The following is a 25397-nucleotide window of genomic DNA, read 5'->3' on the forward strand; positions in this document are numbered from 1 at the left end:
CGAGGCGGCCGAACAGCCGCGGAACCTTTGGCTCGATCGATCTGAAGACGTCTGCCGAAGGCAGCACGGACATGGACTCTCCTCCTGTCGTTGCATCAACGGCAGGAGGCTCACCACCGCGAAGGACAACCATCCTCATCCGACGCAGCATGCGCTGATGAGAGTGAACGGCACGCGGTGGCCGAGTGAAGCGGCACGAGTCGGCGATCACGTGTGGGCAGGGCTCACGCATTGGCCTCCTTGCCCTACGGGTCACGGCAACCTGGTAGGGGCATTCACACCAAGAGTATGGTGACTTGTATGGCAACCAAGAAAGTAACGGTGACGATCCCCGAAGATCTCCTGGACGAGATCCGCGCCGAGGCGGCTGAGCGGGGACTTTCGGCGTACGTCGCCGAAGCACTGCGGTTCAAGCGCGATCGGGACCGGCTGCTGGAGCTGGTCGACTGGTTGCAGGAGGAACACGGGCCGGTCACCGAGGACGAGCGTGCGACAGCCCTCGCGGAACTGGACGATCTCGACGCCGAGCACGAGCGCCGCCGCACGGCCGGAGGACACGATGCCGGAGAGGCCGCGTGAAGAAGCGCGCCGGTGAGCACAGGCAGCGGCCACTGCGCGTCTTCGTACTCGACTGCGAGGCCCTGTCCCTGGCCGTGCGCGGTGACCGCAAGATGATCGCCCGGCTCGACCTCGCGGCCGGGGGTGAAGCCGAGGTGGTGACGTCTCCCATGACGCTGGTCGAGGCGTTCGACGGCAGGACCACCGAGCAGCGCTGGGACTGGGTGCTGTCCCGGCTCAAGGTCGCAGACATCGGCAAGGACGAAGCCCGCCAAGCCCGGCGTCTCCTGGCCGACGCCAAGCTGCACGGTCACAAGTACGCCATCGATGCCGTGCTCGCTGTCATCGCACGCCGGCAGAAGGGGCAGGTCACCGTCTTCACCTCGGACGTGGACGACCTGGAGAAGCTCCTCCCGGAGACCATCGTCGTCAAGCAGGTATGACCCGGCGCTCTGGTCGACCACGAGGCAGTCACGGTCCATCCTCTTTGTCGCGGGTCTCGCTCCGGTGTCCTGCTCCTAGTGGTCGGAGCCGCGGTCGTGCTCGTGGCCCGGGCAGAGGTCGAGCGTGGTGCACAGCATGATCTCCTGGCAGGGGCCCGCTGCCGGTTCCGTGTCCGCCTCGTCGTCGGCATGGGGCACGAACCGCCACTGCGACGCCTTGGCGTGCCGTGTGCCGTCCGCCCTCTCGACGTGGGCGTGCAGCGTGCGGGCCTGGGGGTCGTTCGTCTCCACCAGCACTTCGTCCGCGCGGAGCGGGAAGTGGTCGTGCAGCAGGCACAGGCCGAAACGGTTCAGATTCCCGTGCTTGGCCAGTACCGCCACCAGGTCCTCGACGAACTCGGCGTCCTGGGGTCCCAGCCCTTCGGCCTCCTCGAACCGGGGAAGCGGCTTGCGCGGGACGCCCACCGGGGTGTCGGTCATGGGTCCTCCGTCAATCGGCTGACGGTCACCGGCCTTCCATTCTCAGGCGCCGAACCGGGCCCCGCAAATGCCACCGGCACGCCCAAGGGGGTGCGTGTCAGGCGTTCGACGTGTGTCTGTTCATGACAGATGCGACGCCTTGTCTAGATTCGCCGGGGACAGGGAGAGGTGTCGGCCCTATGGCGATGACTCGATGGTGGCGGCTGTTGTCGCTCGTGGTGCTGGTGTCATGCGTGTGGACGTGCGACCCGGCGTCGGCGCAACAGCGGCGGGACCCTGGTACCGGCTGCCAACCGGAACACCTCCAGGAAAGCAGCGTCGAGGCCACCTTGCGATTGCAGCAGCACAAGGAGTCGCACCCCTGGCTCGTCTCCGACATGACGGTACGGGTGCCGAGAGTGTGGCCGCTCGCCAAGCAGCTGACGTTCAGCGTGCAGTCCCCGCAGTACCGCATGGCCATGCGGTGTCTGCTGCTCGGCGACGAGACTCCCGGGAAGCGCAACGAGTGGCATCCCCGCGATCCCGTGGTGACCGCCACCGACTCCTCGGTCGAGGTGCACTACGTCGCGTACAGCTGGATCACCTCGAACAAGCCCTTCCCCGTGGGCCCCTGGGAAATCGTCCCCGCAGGGAGAACGTGGATGGTCTACCTGTGGCCGCGGACCCTTCAGACCGTCCGGTGGAAGCGGATCGAGGCCGATCTGGACGGCCTCGCCTTCAGCGACCTCGTGGAACGGGCGTCGTCCTCCACGGAGAACAAGCTGGTGTGGACGAACAGGCTGCCCCAAGACGTCCAGGTGGAGATCGATCCGCCCCGGCTGCGCCAGCTGACGGCGACGCTCACCCAGTCGCTCTGGCCCACGGCGGGCATCGCCTCGTGGTGGGTGTGCGCCTCGCTCCTGATCGCCGTGGCCGCACTCCGTGCCCGGCGTACCGGAACAGCCGCCGCGCACGGGACGACGCCCCCGCCACCGGTCGGGGACATGGCCTGGCAACCGGCGGCGGACGGCCCCGACACCGACACCGAACACAGCACGAGCTTCACACGGACGCTGTTGGAGTGGGCCGTACTCAGCGGAGCGGTCGCCCTGGCGCTGCTGCTGCTCACACAGTGGGGAGTCAAACCCCTGTGGTGCGCCGTCCTCGGCATCCTCGCAGGCCTGGCCCTGGTGCTCGTCGCCCGCCCCTGGGTCCTCGGCGCGCCACCGGCCGCACCCGGCGCCGGCGCTGATGAGCCGGACCCGTCCGACGACAGCCGGCGTCGTCAGGCACTCGCCGTCACGGCAGCCACGTGTGCGGTCGCGGGGATCGGCCTGCTGGTGATCGTGGCCCACGGTGCCTTCGGTCTTCCGTGGAACCTGGCGCCGTTGACGACAACCGCCCGGGGCCGCACCGGGCTTGTCCTGGTCGGACTGGCGACCGTGTGGCTGTGGCTGGCCGCGATGCTCGCCTGGGCCTGGCGGTTCGCGCACGAAGGAGGATTGCTGCGCAAGCACTGGACCAAGCAGTGGGACGAGGTCCCGGCGCAGTGCGTGGCCGTCGCCGGATGTCTGCTGGCGGCCGTCGCCGCGATTCTGCTCGGACTCGCCTGGCATGCGAGCTCGAAACAGTGGGGGCGCGTCAACTGGCTCGCCGAGCACTACGACCCTGTCGAGTACAACAAGTACCAGAGCAAGCTGCTGGAGAACTTCTTCTTCAGCGACCTGAAATGGGTCTTCGCCTACAGCTGGGTACTGACAGGCATCGCCCTGCTGGCGCTGCTGCGTTACCGCAACAGGCCGCACCGGACACAGGGCCGCCGATCCGAGCGGTTCTCCCGCGGGCCGAGCAAGCTGGATCTCCTGCTGACCGTCTCCTTGTTCGCCTTCTTCGTCGGAGTGCGGGCGGCGAAGTTCGCGAATGCCAGCGCGCTGTACGGCGTCTGGCTGGTGCTGAACATCGTCGCCGTGTACGCCGTCCTCCGCGTCGGGCGTGACTGGTCCGTGCTCGGTCGGATGGGCGACAGTTTCTATGCGAAGAGGCTGGGCACCGAGCCACACCGGGAAGAACTGGTGGACAAGGCCCGCCACTACCTCTACTTCACCCACCAGAAGCGCCTGCTGGACGGGGGTCATGGAAACGGGATGACCTGCGAGGGGCTGGAAAAAGAGCTGGAAGACCTGCGCAGTTGGCTGGTCACCGCATGCGGGGGAAACGAGCCGCCAGAGCAGATCTCGGTGCTGGACATCGCTCTGGCCTGGGGACCGTACGGGCACTGGTGGTCCAATGCGGTCCGCGCGGCGCGACTGGCATTCCGGTTCGGACTGCCGGCCACCGGGCTTTTGCTCTACTACCAGACAAAGGCTCCCTACTGGCAAGCACAGATTGTGTTCAGCCCTGTCGGCATTCCGGAATTCGTCGCCGACCTGATCCTCTATCAGATGGCATGGGCGGCGGCCGGCTTCACGCTCGGGGCTCTGTGGCGTCTGCTGCCGGGACGCCGGAGCCAGGCACGGGCGTGGTTCCTCACCGCCGCCTACAGCGTCCCCGTGGTCCTGGCCGCCGCGCTCATCCATTTCTTCGACACGGATCCCCGCCAGCTGCTCCTGTACGCCGCCCTCCTCCTGTGCGTCCTGACGCTCACCAGCATCTGGATGGACCTGGCGACCTTCCGTAAGGACCTGCAGTACGAGTCCAGCCGTTTCTCCCTGCTGCTGTCCGTCTACCAACTGCGCGGCCTGTCCGTTCAGATCGCCTGGGTCCTCGTCCAGGCGGCGGCCATCGTGGGGATCTGGGTCCATCTGGCCCACTGAGGGCGGACCGACCACCGACAGAGCCCGGGAGGCGGCCCTCCTACGACGTCGTCTCCGGGGCCTGGAGGCTGCCGTAGCGCTCCATGCGCTGCCACCGCACCCGGGAGCCCGACAGCGCGGTGAAGACGGACTGGATGACCACCAGGTACATCAGCTGGCGGTAGACGAACTGCTGCAGGGGCAGGCTCCACAGCGGGCCGGGCCGCTCGCCGTCCAGGCGGAAGGCGTACAGGCCCATGAGGAGTTGCAGCAGCAGGAAGGCGAGCCACAGGGCGGTGATCCGGAGCGGGTCGAGGAAGAGCAGGCCGTAGACGGCGAAGACGTCGACGACCGGTGCGAGCAGGGGCAGCAGGACCTGGAAGAGGAGGAGATAGACCAGGCCCCGGCGGCCGAGCTTGCCCGCAGCGCCGCGCTGGACCAGGGCGCCGCGGTGCTTCCACATCGCCTGCAGGGTGCCGTAGCACCAGCGGTACCGCTGCCGCCACAGGGCGCCCAGGGACGCCGGTGCCTCGGTCCAGGCGACCGCGTGCTCCTCGTACACCACGCGCCAGCCGGCCCGGCACAGCGCCATGGTGAGGTCGGTGTCCTCGGCGAGGGTGACCTCGCTGACGCCGCCGAGGGCGAGCAGCGCCCGGCGCCGGAACGCGCCGACCGCACCGGGCACGGTCGGCATGCACTCGGCGAGGTCGAACAGGCGGCGGTCGAGGTTGAAGCCGACCACGTACTCGATGTGCTGCCAACGGCCGAGCAGGCCACCGCGGTTGACGACCTTGGCGTTGCCCGAGACGGCTCCCACGCCCGGGTCGGCGAAGGGCTGCACGAGGGTGCGTACGGTGCCGGCTTCGAAGACCGTGTCGCCGTCGACCATGACCACCAGGTCGCAGGTGGCCGCGGCCAGGCCGGTGTTGAGCGCGGCCGGCTTGCCCGCGTTCTGCTGCCGGATCACCCGTACCCCCGGCAGGCCGAGGGACTCCACCAGGTCGGCGGTGCCGTCGGTGGAGCCGTCGTCCACGGCGATGATCTCGACCGGATGGTCCGAGGCGAGCAGGGAGCGTACGGCGGCCTCGATTCCGGCGCTCTCGTTGTACGCGGGGACGATCACGCTGACGCGTTCGGTCACCGGCGGCCCCCAGGACCAGGTGCCATGCCCTGTCCGCTGCCGCCGGTGCCGGCGGGCCGCGAACAGCATGACCGCCGCGCGCAGGACGCTGACCGCACCGGCCGCGAACATCAGTACCTCCAGCAGCCGAACGATCCAGTCGCCGCCCCGCAGCAGGCCGATCAGGGCCATCCCCTGGAGGTGGTCGCCCAGTCCGGCGCGCTGGACCGGGCCGGCCATGCCGACCGCGGCGCCGACCGTCGCGAACCGGAAGCCCCGGGCCTTGAGCCGGGGGATCAGGGTGTTCAGCGCGGCGACGGTCTGGGCGCGGTCGCCGCCGCCGTCGTGCATGAGCAGGATCTGTCCGGCGCGGCCGTGCGGGGTGGCGTTCGCGAGGATGCGTCCCGTACCCGGGCGCTGCCAGTCCTGGGCGTCCTGTGTGGAGAGCACCGTGACGTACCCGGCCGCGGCGGCCTGCTTCAGGACCGACCAGTCGGCGTCGTCCAGCGCGTCGTTCTCCGAGGAGTACGGCGGCCTCAGCAGTGCGGTGGTCACCCCGGCCGCGCCGGCCACCGCGAGCTGGGTCTCGCGCAGCTCCAGCGAGCGCTGCCACGGGGCGAGGCGGGACAGGTCGGGGTGGGTGAAGGTGTGGATGCCGATCTGGTGGCCGTCGGCGACGATCCGCCGGACCAGGTCGGGGTGGTCCACGACCTCGGTGCCGACGACGAAGAAGGTCGCGTGCACATGGTTGCGGCGCAGCACGTCGAGGATGCGCGGCGTCCAGGTGGGGTCGGGGCCGTCGTCGAAGGTGAGGGCGATGGTGCGGGTCTGCGGACGGGCGGTGTGCGGGGCGGTGTCGGCGTCCGCGATCACGGGGCCGCCCTGGACCACCCGGCCGGGCACCGCCCCGGCGCGGCCCCGGGGGCCGGTCACGTCGTCCGAGGTGATCCCGAACATGTGGTGGGTGTAGCCCTGCAGCAGCAGGGCGGACGACAGGGTCACCACGAGCACGCACAGCAGCAGCCAGTGGGTGCGGGGGGTGATCCGGCGGGTACGGCCGCGCAGGCGGAGCGCGGCGGTGCGGCTTCGGCGATCGGTCATCTCAGGGCCCCGGATCACTTCACGGGCTTGTGGGACGAGCCGACGGCGCGCCCCTTGCCGGAGTGCGCCGCGGTGGCACCGGCGGTGGGCGTCGCGGTGGAAGTCGCGGTGGTGGCGGTCGGGGAGGCAGTGCCGGCCGGGGACGTGGTGCCGGTCGGTGTCGTGGTCGGCTCGGAGGTGGCCGCGTCGGCGGTCGAGGCCGTCGGACGACCGGTCGGGCCGGAGGCGGTCCGGCTCGCACCGGGACGGGAGCCGTCGTACGCCGTACCGGAGCCCGCGCTCCCTGCCGCGTGGCCGGTGCCGGCCGGGGTGCCGGGTGCGGTCGCGTGCGGCGTGTGCGGGGTGTCCGGCAACGGGACGAACGGGGCGCTGATGGTGGGGCCGCCCAGGACCGTGCTGATGAGCAGGGCGACATAGCAGGCGGCGGGGATCACCAGCAGCCGTGCGGCGCTGCGCACACGGCGCTGGCGGCGGCCCGAGGCGTCCACGAAGACCGGCCGCGCCGGATCGCTCTCCGACGGGTCCCGGTCCGGGGGCGGCACGGTGATGACGTCACCGTGCGGAGAGTCCACGGTGCCGAGATGGTCCGGCCCGGCCCCGGGGAGCCCGGTGGCCCGGAGGTGCGGCTCCGGCAGGGTCGGGTCGGGAGCGGCGGTGGCGATGCCGCCCTCTTGGCTGTGGCCGTACCCGTACCCCGGACCGCCGTACGACTCCTCGCCGTACGCCCGGCCACTCTCGCCCGTCATCTGCACGAAGTCCCGCCCCTGTCCATGCGGACGACCGACATGGTCGTCCGCATGGACAGTGCGCGCGAGCCCGAAACTGTTACACCTCCCACCCCGGAAGGCCGCAGGTGAGCGGTGCGGTCGGGCTAGGGGCCGCTAGGCGGCGATCCGTATCTTCTGCGTCACCGTCACCTGGTCCAGGTCCGACACCCGTACCGTCAGCTTCATCGTCCACTCGCCCGCGATGGGGAGGCTGACGGAGTTGGTGGCCCAATAGCCGCCGCGGTCGGCGAGGTTCGCGGGGAGCGGGCCGATCTTCTGGGCGGCGAGGGTGAAGGAGAGGCCGAGTTCGGGGACGGTGGAGATACCGCCGTCCTGGGCGAAGACGACCGCCTGCACGGAGTTCTTGCCGACCCGGCCCGGGTCCAGGGTGATCTGTACCTTGCCCCGGCCGTTCGGGGTGCCCACGTCGAACGGGACCATGGCGACGACGGCCGCGGGTATCCCGACCTCGCTCGTCGACGCTCCCGACGCGGCCGCCTCCGCCGCCGCGCGGCCGGGCAGGGTGCCGGTGAGGATCGTGGTGACGACGAGGACGACCACGCCGACGGCGACTTCGGCGAGGACCGAGCGGCGCAGGGCCAGGTGGCCGGACGTGGCGAGCGGCTCCTCCGGAGGCCGGGAGCCCTCCACGGGACGGGGGTCCGCCGGGGAACCGGGGTCCGCCGGTGCCTCGGCGCCCTCCGGGGAACCGGGGTCGCCCTCCAGGAGCGGGGCACCGACCGTCTGCGGGACGCGGGCGCGGGCCGCCGTGGCCGGTGCGGCCGCGAGCTTCGCCGTCCAGCGGCGGGACCGGGAGGCCGCCGCCAGCAGCAGGGTCACGGCGGCGAGTTTGACCAGGAGGAGCCTGCCGTACGACGTGTCGGTGAGCGCCTGCCAGGAGCCCAGGCCGCGCCAGGACTGGTAGACGCCGGTGCCGACGAGGACCGTCACCGAGGCGAAGGCCACCCGGGAGAAACGGGTGACGGCGACGGCGGGGAGGGGCGTGGCGGTGGCCCGGTAGAGGGTGATGAGGAGGGCCGCGAGGCCGCCCAGCCAGAGCGCCATCGCCAGCAGGTGCAGCACCGAGGACGTCATCGCCAGGGGGACCTGGATACCGGCGGAGGCGTGTTCCGCCACCGCCCAGGTCAGCGCCAGGGCGATGGCGAGGGCGGCTGCCGTGGCGAGCAGCGCACGGGACGGGCGGGTCGGGTCCGCGCGCTTGCGGAGCAGGAGGTAGAGGCCCGCGACGATCGCCAGCAGGGCGGCCCTGGCGAGCAGGGCCAGGCCGGGCCGGCCCGTCGCGGAGCCGGCCAGGGCGGAGAGGTCGAAGGCCGTCGCCGGGGAGGTGCCCTCCTCGTACGGCGAGCGCAGGACGAACAGGAAGAGCGTGGCGGCCAGCAGGGCCCACCAGGCCGTCCGGATCGGCTTGCGCAGGGGGGTGGGGTCCGGGGGGCGGCAGACGGTGATGAAGGCGACGGCGCCGATCAGCAGGGCCACGGCGAGGTACGCGATGTAGCGGCCCATGTTGTAGAGGCTGTCGGTGGCCGGGTTCTCGACCGGGCCGGTGGAGACCGGCACCGTGGTCGCCGACGGTTTGCCCACGGAGAAGGTGAGGGCACCGGAGACGGGGTGGCTGTCCGCCGACACGACCCGCCACGCCACGGTGAACGTGCCGGTGCCGAGCTTCTTCGGGAAGGTGATCCGGGCGGTGTCCGAGCCGGCCGGACCGTGTTCCGCCTCGCCGGTGGTCACCCGGTGGTTGGTGGGGTCGTACACCCGGAACGAGTCGTCGAGCAGGCCGACGGACTCGGTGAAGGTCAGGGTGACGGATCCGGGCGCCGACTTGAGTACGGCGCCGTCGGCGGGGTCGCTGCCGCGCAGCGCCGCGTGTGCGGAGGCTGGGGCCGCGGATGCGAAGAGGAGGGCGGCGAGGAGGGTGCCGATCAGAGTGAGGGACCGTAGAGCCCTGTGCCTGGTCGGCGTCGGCTGCTGGTCGTGTTCTTCGCCCACGTCACCGTCCTGAGTTCGGAAACACGCGTTCGTGTGTCATACGGATGGGGGGCGTTTGGCACTCATTTTGTCTGTGGGTGGGTGGGGGCCGGTCGCGGAGCCCTCGGGGCGGCCGTCGGTGCGCGCGGGACCATCCCAGGTGCGCCGGAACAGGCCGCCCTCACGGGGGATCGGCTCCAGGTCGACAGGGGTCTCCCCGGTTCGAGCGAAGCCGAGAACCGGGGAAGGGCGATGAGGTCCTCAGGCGTCATCATCCGGGAACGCTACCTGCCGGGTGAGAAAGGCCAGTTGGGCGTGCTTCTCGGGCAGGTGGACGTCCGGGAGGTCGATTTCGGGGAGTACGACGGCCGGGCCGAGTGCGAAGCCCTGGCGTTCGAAGCGGGCGATCGCCTTCTCGTTGCGGACGTCGGGGTCCACGACGATGCGGTGGCGGTCGAGGCCGCGCAGGGCGTATGCCGTGAAGGCGGTCAGAAGGGCCTGCGACCAGCCGGGGCGGGGGCCCTCGGGTCCGGCCGGGGCGAGGAGGACATGGATGCCGATGTCGCCGGGGCGGACGCCGTAGCACTCGCTCACGCGGTCGGCCTCCGGCTCGTAGGTCTGGAGGAGCGCGACCGGTTCGCCGTCCTTCTCGGCGAGGTAGGCGTGGTGGGTGTCGAGGGTGGCCATGTGGGCGTAGATCTCGGCCACTTGGGCGTGGGTGAGGCCGGTCATGCCCCAGAAGACGGCGCGTTCCTCACTGACCCAGGCGTGGACGGCGTCCGTGTCGCGTGCCGGGTCGAGGGGGCGGAGGCGGACGGTGCCGAAGCCGGGGAGGGCGTGCTCGAAGACGGGGTGGTGCTCAGACATCGGTCTCCTCTGATGCATCGGTATCGGTATCGGTATCGGTGAGGTCCACGCGTTCCAGCCGGTCCCAGTCGGTGACGACCGGAGCCAGATCTCCCTTGAGCCACAAGGGGAGTTGGTCGGTGTTGTGGGGTGCGCCGGGGACGCCGTCCGCGCCGTGCGGTACCACCCAGAGGCTGTCGTCGCGGTGGGCGAGGTCCCAGACGTACCGGGCGGCCGGGCCGCGCGCGGAGAGGTCGGTGAGGCCGGGCACGGCGGAGGTGCACAGCACGCAGTCGTGGTCGCCGGACAGCCCCGGTCCGTCGTACGACGGCTCGGGCAGCGCCCGCCAGGGGGCGAGGCGGTGGGTGTCGCCCCAGGTGCCGGTGGGCTTGTCGGCGGCGACTTCCTCGATCGCCGTACGGACGACGGCGGGGCGGTCGACCCCGTACAACTCGTCGGCGCGGAGAAGGTGTTCCAGGGCGAAGGCGATACGGGGGGTGAGGGCGAGCCAGGGGAGCAGGACCTCGGGGTAGGCGGGGGTTTCGGTGAGGGCGGCGAAAGCGGGGTGGGCGGCGAGGTGTCGTACGACCGCGGTGCGCACGGCTGCGTACACGGCGGCGTCCGTGCTGTCGGCATCCATCCGGCGGTCCCAGGCCAGGAGGCGGTCACGGAGTCCGGTGGCCGCGGGGGTGAGGCCGTCGAGGGCGGCGAGGCGGTCGAGGAGGGGGGCGGCGGAGGCGAGGTGGGTGTCGGTGTGGATCACGGGCAGGCCGGCGGCGGACCAGGTGCGGCGCTCGTCGAGGAGGGCGCGGATGCGGTCGGCGCGGTGGGGTGGGGCGAACTCGACGCCGAGGGGAGTGGCCGGGCCGCGCTGATTGGCCATCACGGCCACGCCGTCGGTGATGTCGCCGTACGGCATCTCGTGCCAGCCCTGCCATTCGTGGCCGGGGAGCCAGGCGGGGGCGAGCCGGATTCGGTTGGTGCGGGAGCGGACGGGGACGCGCCCGGCGACGCGGTGCAGGGTGCCTCCGGCGGTGTCGGCGGCGTGCACGACGTTGACGGGCTCGGCCCAGGCGTCGAAGGCCCGGTCGACGTCGGCGACCCGGCGGGCGCGGAGGAGCGGGAGCAGGGCGCCGAAGCCGAGGTCGTGGGTGACGCGGGGTGGGTAGCGCAGCGCCAACGCCTCGGCTTCGCCTTTGGCGTGTGTTCTCCCACCCGCACCATCCGTGCGGCTTTCACGGTCAGGTGCGGGTGGCCCTTGTGGGGGCCGAGCGCCGTCGGCGGCCACCCGCCCGTCGGGCGTGTCAGGCGACTCGGCTGTCGGCACGCCGCTCTCGCGGGCGGGACCGGGCAGCGGCTGCGGCGGCCGAGCGCCGGCGGCAGGCGTCGGCATGGGTGCCGTGTCGGATTGTTCGGTGCGGTCGGCTTCCGCCGGCTCCGGCTCCGGCGGCTTTTCCGCTGCTTCCTCTTCGCCCGGGCCCTCCGGGCCCCCGGCGATCACCGGACCCCGTTCGGTCTCGATCACCTCGACCCGTACCGGGGCTTCGCCCGCGACCTCCACCGTCTCCGTATGCCGTTCCGCCCGGCCCCACCTGCCGTCGGGGCCCAGCGCCTGCACTCCCGTCGGTGTGCGCCGCAGGCGCTCTCGGTAGAGGTCCTGGTAGTCGGCCATCGCGTTGGTGATGGACCAGGCGACCGTGCCGGTGTGGGCGAAGTGGGCGATGCCGGGGACGCCGGGGACCGCCAGGCCGATGACGTCGAACTCCGGGCAGGAGAGGCGGATCTGCTGGTAGACCCCGGGCGCCTCGATGAAGCGGTGGGGGTCGCCGGCGAGGAGGGCGTGGCCGGTGGTGGTGCGGGAGCCCGCGAGCAGCCAGCCGTTGCTGCCCGCGGTGCCGGGGCCGTCCGTGGCGAAGAGGGGGACCGCCTCCTCGCCCAGGTGCCGTATCGCCTCCTCGCGCCACAGCTTGGCCGGGAAGCCGGCGAACAGGATGTGGGTGGCCAGCCAGATGCCCAGGGGATGCCAGGGCTCCCAGCTGCCGGGGGCCAGGCCCGTGCGGGCGAACTCGGGGGTGCGGGCGGCGCCGGTGGCCAGGCCCTCGTTGACGCCGGCCACGTACGCCCGTACCCAGTCCGCCGTCTCCGGGTCCCGTTTCTCCAGCGCCTCGAAGCAGCGTCTCGCCGTGTCCGCCAGACGGGCCCGGCGGGCGAAGACGTCCCAGGTGACGGCCGAGGAGCCGAGGAAGGACGCCGACGTGCCCTGCACTCGGTGCCGTTCCACCTCCAGTTGCCAGGCGCGGTCGACGGCCGTGACCCGGCCCTGCGCGCGGGCGAGTTCGCGGGCGTCGCCCGCCCGCAGATGCGGGATGCCCCAGGCGTCGCGGTACGTCTCGATGGTCACCCTGTGACACCCCTTGTGTGAGGTTAGGCTTGCCTAAGTCAGAACGTGGGGGAATCGTACGTGAGGTGTGTGAGGGCCGGGCAGGGCGGGCGGCGGCGGGCGCGCATCGCGGGTCCGGGCGCGGGATCATCGAGCCATGGACGCCAACGCCAACGCCCCCGTTCTGCATCTCGCCCAGGACCCCGAGGCCGACGAACTCCTCAGCCGCAGCAGGCTCGCCGCGCTCACCGGCATGCTGCTCGACCAGCAGGTCCCGATGGAGTGGGCGTTCAAGGGACCGGCCACCATCGCGCGGCGCATGGGCACGGACGACCTGGACGCGCACGAGATCGCCGCGCAGGACCCGGAGGCGTTCGCCGCGCTGCTCTCCGAGAAGCCGGCGGTGCACCGGTATCCCGGCTCCATGGCCAAGCGGATCCAGCAGCTGTGCCAGTACCTCGTCGAGCACTACGACGGTGACGCCGAGGGCATCTGGCGCGACGCCGACAGCGGGGCGGAACTGCTGAAGCGGCTCCAGGAACTGCCCGGGTTCGGGAAGCAGAAGGCGCAGATCTTCCTGGCGCTGCTGGGCAAGCAGCTGGGGGTGACGCCGAAGGGGTGGCGGGAGGCCGCGGGGGCGTACGGGGAGGCGCGGTCCTACCGGTCGGTGGCCGACATCACGGGGCCCGAGTCACTGGCCAAGGTGCGGGCTCACAAGCAGGAGATGAAGGCGGCGGCGAAGGCCGCGAAAGCGGCGGGGGCCGCTGGGGGCGCGGGCGGGTGACGGTGCGTTGTCGGGTGCGGGTGCGTTGTGGCTGGTCGCGCCCGCGTGGCGGAGCCGCATGTGAACACAGCCCCGCACCCATGGGCAGGGACAGTCGGCGGCCTTGCGACGTGCCCCCTGGGGCAGGGACAGTCGGCGGCGTTGTGGTGTGGTCGTCTTCGTCACCCGGGTGGCCCTTCCCCGATGGCAGGGCCGTCTCCCCCGGTCTCAGCTGGAACCATGACCGAGCCCCCCAGCACCGGCCCCGCCGGCGACGACCGCAGAGCGCACTCCGGTGCGTGGCGTGAACCCGAGCCGGCCTTCGAGGGGCCATTGCACGCCCTCTCCAAGGCCGCCTGGCAGACCGTGCTGCTCACCGGGATCGCCTCCCTGATCCTCGGCGTCCTGGTTCTCGTCTGGCCCGGTCCCTCGCTGCTCGCCGCCGGTGTGCTCTTCGGCGTCTATCTGCTGATCAGCGGTGTCTTCCAGCTGGTCGCCGCGTTCGGCACGCACAAGACGACCTCGCTGCGGGTGCTGGCGTTCATCAGCGGCGCGCTGTCGATCCTGCTGGGCCTGTTCTGCTTCCGCGGCCCGCTGGAGTCGATCCTGCTGCTCGCCCTGTGGATCGGGATCGGCTGGCTGATCCGCGGGATCACGCAGACGATCGCCGCCGTGCACGACCCCGGGATGCCCGCCCGCGGCTGGATGATCTTCCTCGGGATCGTCACGTTCATCGCCGGCGTCGTGCTGATCGTCTCGCCGTTCAGGTCGGTGGCCGTGCTGACCCTCGTCGCCGGCGTCTGGCTGGTCGTCGTCGGCATCGTCGAGATCATCGCCTCGTTCGGCATCCGCAGCCGCGCCAAGCTGATCCCGCAGTCCCTGTGAGCGACGTCAACCTTGCGCCGCACCGGTACGCCGAGCGAGCGGATCTCACGCCCGGCGCGATGAACACCGCCCGTCGCGCGGGGAGATGACCGCCATGAGCAGCGGCCCCGCATCCGGACGCCCGCAGCCCGGCCGCCAGGCCCGGCTGCGGGCGCTCGTGCTGCTGCTCGCCCTGCTGCTGGCCGGCGCCCCCACGGCGGCCCTCGCCGCCGGCGCCCCCACCACCTCGGCCGCCTCCGCCGACACCCTCGAACACGACGTCCTCGACACCCCGCTACGGCCCCCCGCCCGCACCGTCCATCGAGCCGACGTACCGGAGCGCCCCTCGCCGCTCCCCGGACCTGCGGCCGACGGCTGCCCGGCGGACCACCACCGCCCGTGCCCGACGGCACCGCGCCCGCCGTACGCCGCGCCCCTCCTGCGCACCGTGGTCCTGCGCTGCTGACCGACCGACCGGCCCCGCGTTTCCCCAGGTCAGTCAGTTCTACGCAAGGAACACAGCCATGTCCTCAGACCCGTACGCGGTCCTGCGCGCCCTGCTGCGCGCCGAAGCCGTTCGCAGCGCACCGAAGCCGGAGACGAAGGCGGCGCAGCCGCAGCGGCCGCGTCCCCAGGAGCGGAAGAACGGTTGATGCCGAGGTGAGCCGGGCGGTGCGCCCGGCTCACCCGCCCACTTGCTCACCTGCTCACCTGCGTCTGCGGGCCGTGCCGAACAGCGACCGCGTGATCTCCCGGCCGAGCTGCGTGCCCACGGACCGGGCGAGGGACTTGAACATCCCGCTGCCGACCACCTGTTCGACAAGGGAGGGTTCCTCTTTCTTCGCAGGCCGCGGCTCCGCGGCGGGGGCCGGCTGTGCCGCACGCAGCCTCTCGTACGCCGACTCGCGGTCCACAGCCTGTGCATAACGTCCGTGGAGGACCGAGCCCCGCACCGCCGCGTCCAGCTCCGCCGCGTCCACCGGTCCCATCAGGGACTCCGGCGCCCGCAGACGGGTCGCCGCGACCGGTGTCGGGGCGCCGCTCTCGCTGAGTACGGTGACCACGGCCTCGCCGATGCCCAGCCCGGTGAGGAGCTCCTCAAGGTCGTACGACGACTTCGGGAAGGTCCGCACGGTCGCCTTCAGCGCCTTCTGGTCCTCCGGGGTGAACGCCCTGAGGGCGTGCTGGACACGGTTGCCGAGCTGGGCCAGAACGTCGGACGGTACGTCCTTCGGGGTCTGTGTGACGAAGAAGACGCCGACTCCTTTCGAGCGAATCAGGCGCACCGTCTGGGTGATCGATTCCAGGAACGCCCTCGACGCGTCACCGAAGAGCAGATGCGCCTCGTCGAAGAAGAAGACCAGCTTCGGCCGGTCGGCGTCGCCGATCTCGGGGAGGTCGTGGAAGAGGTCGGCCAGCAGCCACATCAGGAACGTCGAGAACAGCAGGGGTTTGTCCTGGACGGCGGGGAGTTCGAGGACCGAGACGACTCCGCGGCCGTCCGGTGCCGTACGCAGGAGGTCGGCCGTGTCGAACTCCGGCTCGCCGAAGAAGTCCGTCATGCCCTGTGCCTCGAAGGCGGTCAGGGAGCGCAGGATCACCCCGGCCGTGGCCGTCGAGAGCCCGCCGATGTCCTTCAGCTCGGCCCTGCCCTCGTCGGAGGTGAGGAAGGCGACCACCGCGCGCAGGTCCTTGAGGTCGATCAGCTCCAGGCCCTTGGTGTCGGCGTAGTGGAAGATCAGGCCGAGGGACTGCTCCTGGGTCTGGTTGAGCCGGAGCACCTTGGAGAGCAGCACCGGGCCGAAGCTGGTGATCGTCGCCCGCACGGGAACGCCGTGGCCGAGGCCGCCCAGCGCGAGGAACTCGGCGGGGAAACCGGTCGCCGTCCAGTGCTGGCCGACCTCACCCGCCCGGCCCTGGACCCTGTCGTTCGGCTGTCCGGGCCTGGCGATCCCCGACAGGTCGCCCTTGATGTCCGCCAGGAAGACCGGTACGCCCTGCGCGGAGAGCTGTTCGGCGATCAGCTGGAGCGTCTTGGTCTTGCCGGTGCCGGTGGCGCCGGCGACCAGGCCGTGGCGGTTGAGCATGGGGAGGGGGATGCGGACCGGGGCGTCGGGACGGCACCGCCCGTCCCAGAGCAGGGCCCCGAGGTCCAGCGCCTGACCGGTGAAGGCGTACCCGGAGGCGATCGCGGCGACCTCGGGGGCCTCGGCGGCCCCGGCCGGGGGCGCACCACCGGCTTCACCGGCATTCGTCATCGGACCCCCTGTTCCCTTTTAGCCCGTTTGATTACCTTTACGGTGTCTTTTCCAGCGTCGCACTCGGTCGCCATGGCTGCGCCCGGAACGTCTGGACCGGTAGGCTTTCCGTGTGATCTTCAAGCGCATCGGAAACGGCCGGCCGTACCCCGACCACGGCCGGGAGAGCACCCGGCAGTGGGCGGACGTCGCGCCGCGCCCGGTCCGCCTCGATCAGCTCGTGACGACCAAGGGGCAGCTCGACCTGGAGACCCTCCTCGCCGAGGACTCGACGTTCTACGGCGACCTCTTCGCGCATGTCGTGAAGTGGCAGGGCGACCTGTACCTGGAGGACGGGCTGCATCGCGCGGTCCGGGCCGCCCTCCAGCAGCGTCAGGTGCTGCACGCACGCGTGCTCGAACTCGACTGACGCCCGCTCACCACCCGTCGTTCCGCGCCGGTTGCCCCTTTCGGGTTGGAGCGTGCACCGTCGGATGATCATCTATTAGTCAACGCTCGCGTGGCGCACTACGCTGCGCTCATGAGCATGCTGACTCCCCCCGGCATGGGCGGCCAGTACCGGATCACAGGGGACAAATACCCTCGCATGCGCCCGCGCCGGCGGCGTGCCCGGCTCGTCCTCTCCGCGGTCGCCTCCGTCACCGCGCTCGGCCTGGTCGGCTGGGGCACCCTGCAGCTCATCGACGTCTTCTCGGGCGGCGACAAGACGGCAGCGGCGGCCGGCTCGACCACCGAGTGCGTCAAGCAGGCCGTGGCGAGCGCGAGTCCGGCGGCCGGGCCGTCGGCGGCGGCGCTGCCGAAGCCGGCCCAGATCACGGTGAACGTCTACAACGCCACGACCCGCACGGGCCTGGCCAAGGACACCGCGGACGAACTCAAGAAGCGCGGCTTCAAGATCGGCGACGTCGGCAACGCGCCGACGAAGTTCGACCAGAAGGTCAAGGGCACGGCGATACTGCTCGGCCCCGCGTCCGCCCTGAAGACCTCGCTCCCGGTCCTGGCCACGCAGTTGACCGCGGCCGACCAGCGCACGGAGGCGGGCCGCAAGGGCGCCGCCGTGGACCTGATCATCGGCGACGCGTTCAAGAACCTCACGCCCCAGACGACGGCCGACCAGGCGATCGCGGCCCTGGCGAACCCACAGCCGAAGTCATCGAAGAAGACCTGCTGAAAGCAGAACAGCGCCCCGAAAGGGGCGCTGTGGGTACCCCCGGCCGAAGGTTGGGGGAGGAACTGCGCGGCCAGTCACGACGGAGCAGCGGCCGCCAAGGCACCCGCACCCCTACGGCGCCAAGGCGCTCGGCGCCCCGCTCCCCGCGCGCTACTCGGCCGCGCCGTAGAGGCGGTCCCCCGCGTCGCCCAGCCCCGGCACGATGTACCCGTGCTCGTTCAGGTGGTCGTCCACCGCCGCCGTCACGACCGTGACCGGCGTGCCCGCCAGCTCGCGTTCCATGACCTCGACGCCCTCCGGCGCGGCCAGCAGGACCACCGCCGTCACATCGTCCGCGCCGCGCCTGATGAGCTCGCGGATCGCCGCCACCAGCGTGCCGCCCGTGGCCAGCATCGGGTCGAGGACGTACACCTGGCGCCCGGAGAGGTCCTCCGGCATCCGCGAGGCGTACGTGGACGCCTGCAGCGTCTCCTCGTTGCGGATCATGCCGAGGAAACCCACCTCGGCGGTCGGCAGCAGCCGCACCATGCCGTCCAGCATGCCGAGCCCGGCCCGCAGGATCGGCACGACCAGGGGCCGCGGGTAGGACAGCTTGACGCCGGTCGTGGGCGAGACCGGGGTCTGGATGTCGACGGCCTCGGTCCGCACGTCCCGGGTCGCCTCGTAGGCGAGCAGGGTGACCAGTTCGTCGGCGAGCCGCCGGAACGTCGCGGAGTCGGTGCGCTGGTCGCGCAGCGTGGTGAGCTTGTGGGCGACCAGAGGGTGGTCGACGACGTGGAGACGCATGCCCATAACAGTAACCGCGTCCGCGTACACCTCGCGCTGGCCCGCGCGCCCCCGCGCCGGCATCAAACCCCTCGTCCGGGGGAATGTGGGAGGCACGGATCGAGGTGGTGTGACCGTGCCCGAGCTGCCCGACCGCGCATACGGCGGCCCCGAGGACGAGACGGACGCCGAGCGGCGCCGCCGCCGCGCCCGGTTCCTGCGCGAGCTCGCCGAGGCGCGGGCACTGCGCGACCGGGTGCAGCCCCGCCGCGCCAAGGTGGCCCGGCTGCGCCACGCCATGCGTATGCGGACGTTTCGCTGGTAAGAGTCAGTAAGACTGTAAGACAGGTGAGAGTCGTAAAGCCGATCCTTCGGCAAAGATCCACTCCTTGTGGCGTGTTGCGGTCCGCCATGGGCAAGGCCGTGCGTGGGCTGCGGGAAAACCCGCGTACGATCCGCAGGTGGCGGCAACGAGTGCGCTGGTGACTGCGTTCACGGACGCACGGATGGCTCTTTGCGTACGTGCGATCAAAACTGCCAGACACAGGGAGCCGAAGACGTCCCCTGGACGCCTTGTTTCTGCCACGATTCCGAGTGGGTGGGGCTCGGAGCACAGCTCTCCCCGCCCAGAACCTCCGCCGGGGGGACCCCCAACCGGCACGCCTAAGACCAGTGGGAGAGTCACGGTGTACTTCGCCGCACTGCTCGCGCGCACCGAAGACGGGTGGGAAGCGAGCGACACAGAGCTCGACGATGTGGAGACCCTGTCGGACCTGGCCGACCTGGCCCGGGAATCGGCGTCGGACGCCGACGACACGGTGCTCGTCTTCATCGAGCAGGAAGACGCTTGGTTCGGCGTCGTGCGCATCGACGGTGAGGAGGACCCCCGGGTCTTCGTCTCCAGCGCTGCCGCCGCCGCCCGCAGCTCGTACGGAGAGCTCCTGCTCACCGACGAAATGCTCGGAAGGGAGCCCAAGGACGACGCCGACGACCTGGACGCCCTCGACCTCGACGGCACCGAGGACGGTGAGCCGGAGGCCGAGGACGACGAGGACACCGACACCTCCGCCGTGCCCGCGGGCCCGGTCGGCGACACCGGGATCCTCGAAGACCTGGGCGTGAGCGCGAAGGAGCTGCTGGCACTCAGCGACGACGCGCTCAGCGAGATCGCCGAGGCTCTGGGCGCCGCCGAGGTCCTGGAGACCGTCCGCTGACCCTCCACGAGGCAGCCGGGTCCCCGGACCCGGTACGCGACCGCTGGCGGGCCGCGATGCGGCTCGCCCTGGACGAGGCCGGCCAGGCCGTCCGGGGCGGGGACGTCCCCGTCGGCGCCGTCGTGCTGTCCCCGGACGGTACGACGGTCCTCGCGGCCGGTCACAATGAACGCGAGGCCACCGGCGACCCCACCGCGCACGCCGAGGTGCTGGCCCTGCGCCGGGCCGCCGCACGGCTCGGCGAGTGGCGGCTCACCGGCTGCACCCTGGTGGTCACGCTGGAGCCCTGCACGATGTGCGCGGGCGCCCTGGTCCAGTCCCGGGTGGACCGGGTCGTCTACGGCGCCCGCGACGACAAGGCCGGCGCCGCCGGGTCCCTCTGGGACGTCGTACGGGACCGGCGTCTCAACCACCGCCCCGAGGTCGTCCAGGGCGTCCTGGCCGAGGAATCCGCCCGCCTGCTCACGGACTTCTTCCGCACCCGCTGACGTGCCCGCCGGGGCCCGCTCCCGAGCCGCCTCCCGAGCCCTCTCCCGAGTGCTCGGATACGGATTTCAGAGCACAGCCCCCCTTGCTGTAAGGTCTCCCTCGGTAGCGTGTCCGAGCGGCCGAAGGAGCTCGCCTCGAAAGCGAGTGTGGCGCAAGTCACCGAGGGTTCAAATCCCTCCGCTACCGCTTGGAGAAGGGCCCCGTCTGAAGACGGGGCCCTTCCTGCGTTTCGCTCCCGTCGCCTCCGGAGCGCATTTCCGTCGTGCGCCCCTTTTCACGCCCCAGGCCCGACAAAAGGCCTCGACCAGCGGGCCGTTGGGCCCCGAGGGGGGCGTGAAGGTTACACTCACGGCCGGCAGCAGGGTCCACAGCTACGCAGACGCGCCGGCAGAGGCAGGCACAGGGGAGGCCGCGGTGGCGGTGAATGCCAAGAAGATCGCCACGTACGTGCTCGTGGTCTTCGCGCTGTACGTGATCATCACCGACCCGGCCAAGGCGGCCAGCTACGTCCAGATAGGCTTCGAGGGCATATCGGACGCGGCCAAGGCCATCGGGCAGTTCATGACCTGGCTCGTCAACGGAGCGAAGTAGCGCACCACCCCCGGGAGCCGCCATGATCCGCCACCTGGTCCTCTTCAAGCTCAACGAGGGCGTCGAGCGCGACGATCCGCGCGCCGCCGCGGGCGCCGAGGCCTTCTTCGCCCTCGGCGGCCAGATCGAGGAGCTCCGCTTCTGGGAGTGCGGCTGGAACACCACGGACCGCCCCATCGCCTACGACTTCGCGATCAACTCGGCGGTCGAGGACCGGGACGCCCTGAAGCGTTATCTGGAGCACCCGGCCCACCAGGCGGCCGCGGCGCAGTGGCGGGAGTTCGCCACGTGGGTGATCGCCGACTACGACTTCTGAGCCGTACGGCGCTTTCCCGATCCTGCCCCCCGCCGGGAACGGTGGGGGGCTTTCGCACGTCTTATGCACCAACTTGCCACAATTCACTCTCAACACGACGTTATGCGGTGCTTGCACACAGTGCACATGTCTTGTGATGCTATGACCGCTTTTGACGGATGATTGACCGATGAAGAGGTGGCGTTGACCGTGTCGGCCAGTTCTGCGCCGCCCCAGGAAGAGGCGCCCGCCCCAGCCCAGCCCCCCAGTCAGAGCCCGGCCCAGAACCCGCCCCAGAACCCCGCTCAGAACGCCGCACAGAACCCCGCACAGCCCCCCGCCCAGGCGCCCGCCCCGGCCCCGGAGAAACGGCGCGGCGCCGACACCCGGGCGCTGACCCAGGTGCTCTTCGGCCAGCTCAAGGAGCTCAGGCCGGGCACGCCGGAGCACAACCGCGTGCGTTCGGCGCTCATCGAGGCCAACCTCCCGCTCGTGCGCTACGCGGCCGCCCGTTTCCGCTCCCGCAACGAACCGATGGAGGACGTCGTCCAGGTCGGCACGATCGGCCTGATCAACGCCATCGACCGCTTCGACCCGGACCGGGGCGTGCAGTTCCCGACCTTCGCGATGCCGACCGTCGTCGGCGAGATCAAGCGCTACTTCCGGGACAACGTCCGCACCGTGCACGTACCGCGCCGGCTGCACGAGCTGTGGGTCCAGGTCAACAGCGCGACCGAGGACCTGACCACCGCCTTCGGCCGCTCCCCCTCCACCGCCGAGATCGCCGAACGGCTGCGCATCAGCGAGGACGAGGTCCTCTCCTGCATCGAGGCCGGCCGGTCGTACCACGCGACCTCCCTGGAGGCCGCGCAAGAAGGCGATGGGCTGCCGGGCCTCCTTGACCGCATCGGCTACGAGGACCCGGCCCTGGACGGCGTGGAACACCGCGACCTGGTCCGCCACCTGCTGGTCCAGCTCCCCGAGCGGGAGCAGCGCATTCTCCTCCTGCGCTACTACAGCAACCTCACCCAGTCACAGATCAGCGCGGAGCTCGGCGTCTCCCAGATGCATGTCTCCCGCCTCCTCGCCCGCAGCTTCCAGCGCCTGCGCTCGGCGAACCGCATCGAGGCGTAACCGCTCCGCCGGAAACGCCGCGACGGCCCGCCTTCGGCTGGGGGTACCCCCAGCGCCCCTTCGGGGCGCCGCCGAACCGCAACCGACTTCACCGGCCCTGCTCGGTGCCTCCGTTATCCGCCCGAGACCGCCCCCCGGCGACTTGGTACGGCCGTAACCGCAAACAGGATCGAGCCATCACCGGCGAGAGCGAATCGCTCACCAGCGCACTTCCCGACAGTTGAGGGGCGAAAAAGCGTCAGACCCCCTGCATCCAGGGCGGATTCGCATTTCACGTGTCGACATGTCACTACAGCGTGTTGCCGACATGTGACATTCTTCCGGAAGCGCGTTTGCCGGGGCCCAGGCTCCGGTATTCAGGTGAAGGCATCGTTCCTCGCCGGGAACGAGGCCGCGACCGTCCCGCGACCCAAAGGGGGTGGCATGTCCGCAGACCAGGGCAGCTCGAAGGTGCTCACGCCCACGACGAGCGAGGCAGCGCCCAAGGAGCTCGACACCATCGACGTGCTCGACAGCATCGATGGCACGATCGAAGGCGCCCCGGCGCTGGAGGCCCCTCCGACCCCGGAACTCCCGGGCTCCTCGGCGGCCCTCGACACCCGCACCCTGTCCCGCTCCCTGTTCCTGCGCCTTGCCGCACTCGAAGAGGACAGCCCCGAGCGTGCCTACGTCCGGGACACCCTGATCGAACTCAACCTCCCCCTCGTGCGCTACGCGGCAGCCCGCTTCCGCAGCCGCAACGAGCCGATGGAGGACATCGTCCAGGTCGGCACCATCGGCCTGATCAAGGCGATCGACCGGTTCGACTGCGAACGGGGCGTGGAGTTCCCGACGTTCGCGATGCCGACGGTCGTCGGTGAGATCAAGCGGTTCTTCCGCGACACCTCCTGGTCGGTCCGCGTCCCGCGCCGCCTGCAGGAGCTGCGCCTGGCCCTCACCAAGGCCAGCGACGAGCTGTCGCAGAAGCTGGACCGCTCCCCGACGGTCGCCGAACTGGCCGCCGTTCTGGGCGTGTCCGAGGAGGACGTCGTCGACGGCCTGGCCGTGGGCAACGCGTACACCGCCTCCTCGCTCGACTCCCCGGCCCCGGAGGACGACGGCGGCGAGGGCTCCCTGGCCGACCGCCTCGGCTACGAGGACACGGCCCTGGAGGGCGTGGAGTACCGCGAGTCGCTGAAGCCGCTGCTGGCCAAGCTGCCGCCGCGCGAGCGCCGGATCATCATGCTGCGCTTCTTCGCGAACATGACCCAGTCCCAGATCGGCGAGGAGGTCGGCATCTCCCAGATGCACGTCTCCCGGCTGCTGACCCGCACCCTGGCCCAGCTCCGCGAGGGCCTGATCTCGGACTGACCGCGGACCGGACCCGGACCGGACCCGGACCGAACCGGGTTCGACGGGTTCCTTACTGACGGAGTGTCAGCCACACTGACGCGATGCTTCTCCGTCGGGCACCCAGGACACCGAGCGGCCACCACCCCGCCGACACAAAGGCGCCGGCGGCCGCCACGGTGACGTCGGCGGCCACGGTGACGGCTGTGACCTCGGTGACCGTCCCCGCCCCCGCCCCCTCGACCACCGGCCCCACGCGCCCCCGCAGGGCGGCGCAGGGCCGGTGGGGCGCGGCAGCGGTGGTCCCGCTGGCCGGTCTCTGCCTGGCCTGCTCCCTCACCGCCTGCGGCGGCAACGACGGCGGCTATACGGCCGTGGGAGCGGCGGGTGGCCCGACCGGTACGCCGGCGAGACCGACGGGATCGGTGACGCTGGTCCCGCTTGACGGGTCGGACGGGCCGAAAGGGTCGGAAGGCGGCTCGACGGGGACCACGAACGGGTCGGCGGGTACGGCGGACACATCGGATTCCGCAGGATCCCGGTCGGCCAACTCGGCTTCCGGTACGGCGCTTTCGCCCCCATCGCCGTCAGCCCCCGCTTCCCGCCGCACCGGCTCCCGGCCGACGGCGCCGAACTCGCCCCAACCGGGCACCTCTTCGGCGTCCGCTTCGCCCGCCGCCCTCACCTGGAGCGCCCCCACCCGCGAGGCGACGGACCGGCGCTGGTGCGAGAAGGTGACGGTCGCCTTCCACAACTCCGGAGGCACAGCGGTCCGCTCGGGCACGATCACCCTCGGCACGCACATCATCGACCTGCTGGGCATCGACTGGTCGACGGTCGGCTCGACCGAGACCCTCCCGGTCCCCGTCGCGCCCGGATCCGGCACGGACAGGACCTGGACGGTCTGCGTGGACGACTGGCGGGTGCCGCTGGGCATGCACATCGAGACCAGGGTCGAGACGGTCGACTGGAAGTGAGCTGACCGGAGCCGGGCACGACGAAAGCCCGGGGCGCTCGTCCCCGGGTTCTTCGTCGTACCGCCGCCCGGACCGTCGTAGCGCGCCCGGACCGCCGTCCTACATGAACGCCAGCCAGGCCACCGCCGCGACCACGACCACCACGGCGACGACGCCGAGGATCAGGCCGACGCGCGGGCCGGAGGAGGAAGAGTAGGTGGACGTCGTCTGCTGGGAGGTCTGGGGGGCCTCGTCGACGAACGCGCGGAACATCTGGGTGCTACCGGCGGGGTCGTAGTTGCCCTGGGGGCCCTGGGTGTTAGCCATGGCCCGAGACACTAGCGAATCGGGGAGTTCGGCCCAAGTGGGGGGCTACCCGGGAGTGCAACACGCCCCACCTGGGCGTTTACGTTAGCAATACTTGCCTTTGCCAAGTTTTTAGCCCTACAGCCACCCGTTTGTTTGCCTGCAGCAACCAAACAGTTCTATGGTTGCCCCAAGCAACGATAACGGGAGGTGTGATGGCGGAGCAGGCGCAGTTCGAGGAGCTGGCACGTCAGCTCAGCGCCTTCGGGGCCGTGAAACGGGACCTCGCGCGGATCCTGCCGCACGAGTGCCCGGCCGGCTCCGCAGCCGTGCTGACGCTGCTCGGCCGCCACGGTTCCATGCGCATGAGCAAGCTCGCCGAGCTGCTCGCCGTGGACATGTCCGTGACCAGCCGGCATGTGGCGCACGTCTGCGAGCGCGGCTGGATCGAGCGGTCCCCCGACCCGGCGGACAAGCGGTCCCGCATCCTGCACCTCACCCCCGCGGGCGAGGCGACCCTCCAGGACCTGTCCCAGCGCAGCACCGAACTGCTCACCGAGCGGCTGAGCGACTGGAGCGACACGGAGATCGACCAGCTGATCGGGCTGATGACCCGGCTCCGGGACAGCTTCGGCGACTGCCGGACCACGGCCGCCCCGCATCCCCGGCCCGCCGCCGCCACGGCGCCGGCCCCGGGCATCGCGAAGGCCGCCGCCACGACCGCGGTAGCAACCGCCGCCCGCGCCCCCACCCCCGTACTCGAAGCCCCCGTACTCGAACCGACCACCCGTACACCCGCATAAGACG

General features: G+C 71.2%; 27 protein-coding genes, 1 tRNA gene and 1 pseudogene. 19 read left to right on the forward strand and 10 right to left on the reverse strand.

Annotated features, from left to right (window positions below; all coding sequences use genetic code 11):
• Positions 1-300 precede the first annotated feature (300 nt).
• Together ACIRR9_RS31365 and ACIRR9_RS31370 are read left to right on the forward strand one after the other, a co-directional pair.
• Positions 301-579, forward strand: coding sequence for a CopG family transcriptional regulator (locus tag ACIRR9_RS31365; protein ID WP_403758677.1), 279 nt, complete (start codon positions 301-303; stop codon positions 577-579).
• A complete protein-coding gene (locus ACIRR9_RS31370) occupies positions 576-1001 on the forward strand; it encodes a hypothetical protein (RefSeq protein ID WP_403758679.1) in 426 nt (141 codons plus the stop codon). The genes ACIRR9_RS31365 and ACIRR9_RS31370 overlap by 4 nt, the downstream gene beginning before the upstream one ends.
• A gap of 75 nt (positions 1002-1076) precedes the next feature.
• On the opposite strand, the gene ACIRR9_RS31375 is transcribed toward ACIRR9_RS31370, so the two are convergent.
• Positions 1077-1481: a hypothetical protein gene (locus tag ACIRR9_RS31375; protein WP_403758682.1), complete on the reverse strand. Its 405-nt coding sequence runs from the start codon at positions 1479-1481 to the stop codon at positions 1077-1079.
• A gap of 179 nt (positions 1482-1660) precedes the next feature.
• Between ACIRR9_RS31375 and ACIRR9_RS31380 the strand changes: the two genes are divergently transcribed.
• Entirely contained in the window at positions 1661-4273 is a 2613-nt protein-coding gene (locus tag ACIRR9_RS31380; RefSeq protein ID WP_403758684.1) for a DUF6185 family protein, read from the forward strand.
• 40 nt (positions 4274-4313) lie between these two features.
• On the opposite strand, the gene ACIRR9_RS31385 is transcribed toward ACIRR9_RS31380, so the two are convergent.
• The 6 genes and pseudogenes from ACIRR9_RS31385 to ACIRR9_RS31410 all read right to left on the reverse strand — a co-directional run bounded on the left by ACIRR9_RS31385 (position 4314) and on the right by ACIRR9_RS31410 (position 12476).
• On the reverse strand, positions 4314-6473 hold the full coding sequence (locus ACIRR9_RS31385; RefSeq protein ID WP_403758686.1) for a bifunctional polysaccharide deacetylase/glycosyltransferase family 2 protein: 2160 nt from the start codon (positions 6471-6473) through the stop codon (positions 4314-4316).
• A gap of 14 nt (positions 6474-6487) precedes the next feature.
• The gene (locus ACIRR9_RS31390; protein ID WP_403758689.1) at positions 6488-7219 is read right to left on the reverse strand and encodes a hypothetical protein; all 732 of its coding nucleotides are present in this window, start codon (positions 7217-7219) and stop codon (positions 6488-6490) included.
• Positions 7220-7354: 135 nt separating this feature from the next.
• Positions 7355-9187: a copper resistance CopC/CopD family protein gene (locus tag ACIRR9_RS31395; protein ID WP_403758930.1), complete on the reverse strand. Its 1833-nt coding sequence runs from the start codon at positions 9185-9187 to the stop codon at positions 7355-7357.
• A gap of 156 nt (positions 9188-9343) precedes the next feature.
• Positions 9344-9430, reverse strand: a pseudogene (locus ACIRR9_RS31400) (cupin domain-containing protein); the annotation flags it as partial.
• Positions 9431-9490: 60 nt separating this feature from the next.
• Complete coding sequence (locus ACIRR9_RS31405) at positions 9491-10096, reverse strand: GNAT family N-acetyltransferase (RefSeq protein ID WP_403758691.1); 606 nt, start codon at positions 10094-10096, stop codon at positions 9491-9493.
• Positions 10089-12476: a penicillin acylase family protein gene (locus tag ACIRR9_RS31410; RefSeq protein WP_403758693.1), complete on the reverse strand. Its 2388-nt coding sequence runs from the start codon at positions 12474-12476 to the stop codon at positions 10089-10091. The genes ACIRR9_RS31405 and ACIRR9_RS31410 overlap by 8 nt, the downstream gene beginning before the upstream one ends.
• Before the next feature lie 136 nt (positions 12477-12612).
• Between ACIRR9_RS31410 and ACIRR9_RS31415 the strand changes: the two genes are divergently transcribed.
• From ACIRR9_RS31415 to ACIRR9_RS31430, 4 genes are all read left to right on the forward strand, one after another.
• A complete protein-coding gene (locus ACIRR9_RS31415; RefSeq protein ID WP_365339684.1) occupies positions 12613-13239 on the forward strand; it encodes an HhH-GPD-type base excision DNA repair protein in 627 nt (208 codons plus the stop codon).
• A 219-nt stretch (positions 13240-13458) separates the two neighbouring features.
• A complete protein-coding gene (locus ACIRR9_RS31420) occupies positions 13459-14103 on the forward strand; it encodes an HdeD family acid-resistance protein (protein WP_403758696.1) in 645 nt (214 codons plus the stop codon).
• A gap of 94 nt (positions 14104-14197) precedes the next feature.
• Positions 14198-14548 carry a hypothetical protein gene (locus ACIRR9_RS31425; RefSeq protein ID WP_403758699.1) on the forward strand — a complete coding sequence of 117 codons (351 nt, stop codon included), beginning with the start codon at positions 14198-14200 and terminating at the stop codon, positions 14546-14548.
• Positions 14549-14606: 58 nt separating this feature from the next.
• On the forward strand, positions 14607-14735 hold the full coding sequence (locus tag ACIRR9_RS31430; RefSeq protein ID WP_403758702.1) for a hypothetical protein: 129 nt from the start codon (positions 14607-14609) through the stop codon (positions 14733-14735).
• Positions 14736-14789: 54 nt separating this feature from the next.
• On the opposite strand, the gene ACIRR9_RS31435 is transcribed toward ACIRR9_RS31430, so the two are convergent.
• A complete protein-coding gene (locus ACIRR9_RS31435; RefSeq protein ID WP_403758705.1) occupies positions 14790-16340 on the reverse strand; it encodes a helicase HerA-like domain-containing protein in 1551 nt (516 codons plus the stop codon).
• A gap of 112 nt (positions 16341-16452) precedes the next feature.
• On the opposite strand from ACIRR9_RS31435, the gene ACIRR9_RS31440 reads away from it, so the two are divergent.
• Together ACIRR9_RS31440 and ACIRR9_RS31445 are read left to right on the forward strand one after the other, a co-directional pair.
• Positions 16453-16749, forward strand: coding sequence for a type II toxin-antitoxin system VapB family antitoxin (locus tag ACIRR9_RS31440; protein ID WP_003999914.1), 297 nt, complete (start codon positions 16453-16455; stop codon positions 16747-16749).
• A 111-nt stretch (positions 16750-16860) separates the two neighbouring features.
• The gene (locus ACIRR9_RS31445; RefSeq protein WP_403758708.1) at positions 16861-17511 is read left to right on the forward strand and encodes a LytR C-terminal domain-containing protein; all 651 of its coding nucleotides are present in this window, start codon (positions 16861-16863) and stop codon (positions 17509-17511) included.
• 150 nt (positions 17512-17661) lie between these two features.
• Here ACIRR9_RS31445 and upp read toward each other — a convergent pair whose 3' ends face one another.
• Positions 17662-18297 carry a uracil phosphoribosyltransferase gene (gene upp, locus ACIRR9_RS31450; protein WP_365339690.1) on the reverse strand — a complete coding sequence of 212 codons (636 nt, stop codon included), beginning with the start codon at positions 18295-18297 and terminating at the stop codon, positions 17662-17664.
• Between the two features lie 115 nt (positions 18298-18412).
• Between upp and ACIRR9_RS31455 the strand changes: the two genes are divergently transcribed.
• The 9 genes from ACIRR9_RS31455 to ACIRR9_RS31495 all read left to right on the forward strand — a co-directional run bounded on the left by ACIRR9_RS31455 (position 18413) and on the right by ACIRR9_RS31495 (position 24305).
• The gene (locus ACIRR9_RS31455) at positions 18413-18601 is read left to right on the forward strand and encodes a hypothetical protein (RefSeq protein WP_403758711.1); all 189 of its coding nucleotides are present in this window, start codon (positions 18413-18415) and stop codon (positions 18599-18601) included.
• Positions 18602-18962: 361 nt separating this feature from the next.
• Positions 18963-19490 carry a hypothetical protein gene (locus tag ACIRR9_RS31460; protein WP_365339692.1) on the forward strand — a complete coding sequence of 176 codons (528 nt, stop codon included), beginning with the start codon at positions 18963-18965 and terminating at the stop codon, positions 19488-19490.
• A gap of 56 nt (positions 19491-19546) precedes the next feature.
• The gene (tadA, locus tag ACIRR9_RS31465) at positions 19547-19978 is read left to right on the forward strand and encodes a tRNA adenosine(34) deaminase TadA (protein WP_260328129.1); all 432 of its coding nucleotides are present in this window, start codon (positions 19547-19549) and stop codon (positions 19976-19978) included.
• Positions 19979-20080: 102 nt separating this feature from the next.
• Positions 20081-20165: transfer RNA gene (locus ACIRR9_RS31470), tRNA-Ser, on the forward strand.
• 228 nt (positions 20166-20393) lie between these two features.
• A complete protein-coding gene (locus ACIRR9_RS31475) occupies positions 20394-20570 on the forward strand; it encodes a hypothetical protein (protein ID WP_185149253.1) in 177 nt (58 codons plus the stop codon).
• Positions 20571-20592: 22 nt separating this feature from the next.
• Complete coding sequence (locus ACIRR9_RS31480) at positions 20593-20886, forward strand: Dabb family protein (RefSeq protein WP_403758716.1); 294 nt, start codon at positions 20593-20595, stop codon at positions 20884-20886.
• A 189-nt stretch (positions 20887-21075) separates the two neighbouring features.
• Positions 21076-21999 (forward strand): RNA polymerase sigma factor SigF, encoded by a 924-nt coding sequence (locus ACIRR9_RS31485; RefSeq protein WP_311737222.1) that lies wholly within the window; start codon positions 21076-21078, stop codon positions 21997-21999.
• Between the two features lie 423 nt (positions 22000-22422).
• Positions 22423-23349 (forward strand): RNA polymerase sigma factor SigF, encoded by a 927-nt coding sequence (locus ACIRR9_RS31490; RefSeq protein WP_365339696.1) that lies wholly within the window; start codon positions 22423-22425, stop codon positions 23347-23349.
• 83 nt (positions 23350-23432) lie between these two features.
• Complete coding sequence (locus ACIRR9_RS31495; protein ID WP_403758719.1) at positions 23433-24305, forward strand: hypothetical protein; 873 nt, start codon at positions 23433-23435, stop codon at positions 24303-24305.
• A 99-nt stretch (positions 24306-24404) separates the two neighbouring features.
• Here the strand turns inward: ACIRR9_RS31495 and ACIRR9_RS31500 are convergent, their stop codons facing one another.
• The gene (locus ACIRR9_RS31500) at positions 24405-24611 is read right to left on the reverse strand and encodes a hypothetical protein (protein ID WP_123975831.1); all 207 of its coding nucleotides are present in this window, start codon (positions 24609-24611) and stop codon (positions 24405-24407) included.
• Positions 24612-24805: 194 nt separating this feature from the next.
• Here ACIRR9_RS31500 and ACIRR9_RS31505 point away from each other — a divergent pair, with 194 nt between their 5' ends.
• Positions 24806-25393: a MarR family winged helix-turn-helix transcriptional regulator gene (locus tag ACIRR9_RS31505; protein ID WP_403758722.1), complete on the forward strand. Its 588-nt coding sequence runs from the start codon at positions 24806-24808 to the stop codon at positions 25391-25393.
• Positions 25394-25397: the final 4 nt, after the last annotated feature.

The sequence above is a fragment of the Streptomyces sp. NPDC101234 genome (genome assembly GCF_044767525.1).
GTDB lineage: Bacteria > Actinomycetota > Actinomycetes > Streptomycetales > Streptomycetaceae > Streptomyces > Streptomyces sasae.

Bases quoted from the DNA above. Each gene is read 5' to 3' on its own strand.
- ACIRR9_RS31365 (WP_403758677.1), top strand. From the start codon at position 301: ATGGCAACCAAGAAAGTAACGGTGACGATCCCCGAAGATCTCCTGGAC.
- ACIRR9_RS31375 (WP_403758682.1), bottom strand. From the start codon at position 1,481: ATGACCGACACCCCGGTGGGCGTCCCGCGCAAGCCGCTTCCCCGGTTC.
- ACIRR9_RS31380 (WP_403758684.1), top strand. From the start codon at position 1,661: ATGGCGATGACTCGATGGTGGCGGCTGTTGTCGCTCGTGGTGCTGGTG.
- ACIRR9_RS31385 (WP_403758686.1), bottom strand. From the start codon at position 6,473: ATGACCGATCGCCGAAGCCGCACCGCCGCGCTCCGCCTGCGCGGCCGT.
- ACIRR9_RS31390 (WP_403758689.1), bottom strand. From the start codon at position 7,219: ATGACGGGCGAGAGTGGCCGGGCGTACGGCGAGGAGTCGTACGGCGGT.
- ACIRR9_RS31405 (WP_403758691.1), bottom strand. From the start codon at position 10,096: ATGTCTGAGCACCACCCCGTCTTCGAGCACGCCCTCCCCGGCTTCGGC.
- ACIRR9_RS31415 (WP_365339684.1), top strand. From the start codon at position 12,613: ATGGACGCCAACGCCAACGCCCCCGTTCTGCATCTCGCCCAGGACCCC.
- ACIRR9_RS31420 (WP_403758696.1), top strand. From the start codon at position 13,459: ATGACCGAGCCCCCCAGCACCGGCCCCGCCGGCGACGACCGCAGAGCG.
- ACIRR9_RS31425 (WP_403758699.1), top strand. From the start codon at position 14,198: ATGAGCAGCGGCCCCGCATCCGGACGCCCGCAGCCCGGCCGCCAGGCC.
- ACIRR9_RS31430 (WP_403758702.1), top strand. From the start codon at position 14,607: ATGTCCTCAGACCCGTACGCGGTCCTGCGCGCCCTGCTGCGCGCCGAA.
- ACIRR9_RS31435 (WP_403758705.1), bottom strand. From the start codon at position 16,340: ATGACGAATGCCGGTGAAGCCGGTGGTGCGCCCCCGGCCGGGGCCGCC.
- ACIRR9_RS31445 (WP_403758708.1), top strand. From the start codon at position 16,861: ATGAGCATGCTGACTCCCCCCGGCATGGGCGGCCAGTACCGGATCACA.
- upp (WP_365339690.1), bottom strand. From the start codon at position 18,297: ATGCGTCTCCACGTCGTCGACCACCCTCTGGTCGCCCACAAGCTCACC.
- tadA (WP_260328129.1), top strand. From the start codon at position 19,547: ATGCGGCTCGCCCTGGACGAGGCCGGCCAGGCCGTCCGGGGCGGGGAC.
- ACIRR9_RS31480 (WP_403758716.1), top strand. From the start codon at position 20,593: ATGATCCGCCACCTGGTCCTCTTCAAGCTCAACGAGGGCGTCGAGCGC.
- ACIRR9_RS31490 (WP_365339696.1), top strand. From the start codon at position 22,423: ATGTCCGCAGACCAGGGCAGCTCGAAGGTGCTCACGCCCACGACGAGC.
- ACIRR9_RS31495 (WP_403758719.1), top strand. From the start codon at position 23,433: ATGCTTCTCCGTCGGGCACCCAGGACACCGAGCGGCCACCACCCCGCC.
- ACIRR9_RS31500 (WP_123975831.1), bottom strand. From the start codon at position 24,611: ATGGCTAACACCCAGGGCCCCCAGGGCAACTACGACCCCGCCGGTAGC.
- ACIRR9_RS31505 (WP_403758722.1), top strand. From the start codon at position 24,806: ATGGCGGAGCAGGCGCAGTTCGAGGAGCTGGCACGTCAGCTCAGCGCC.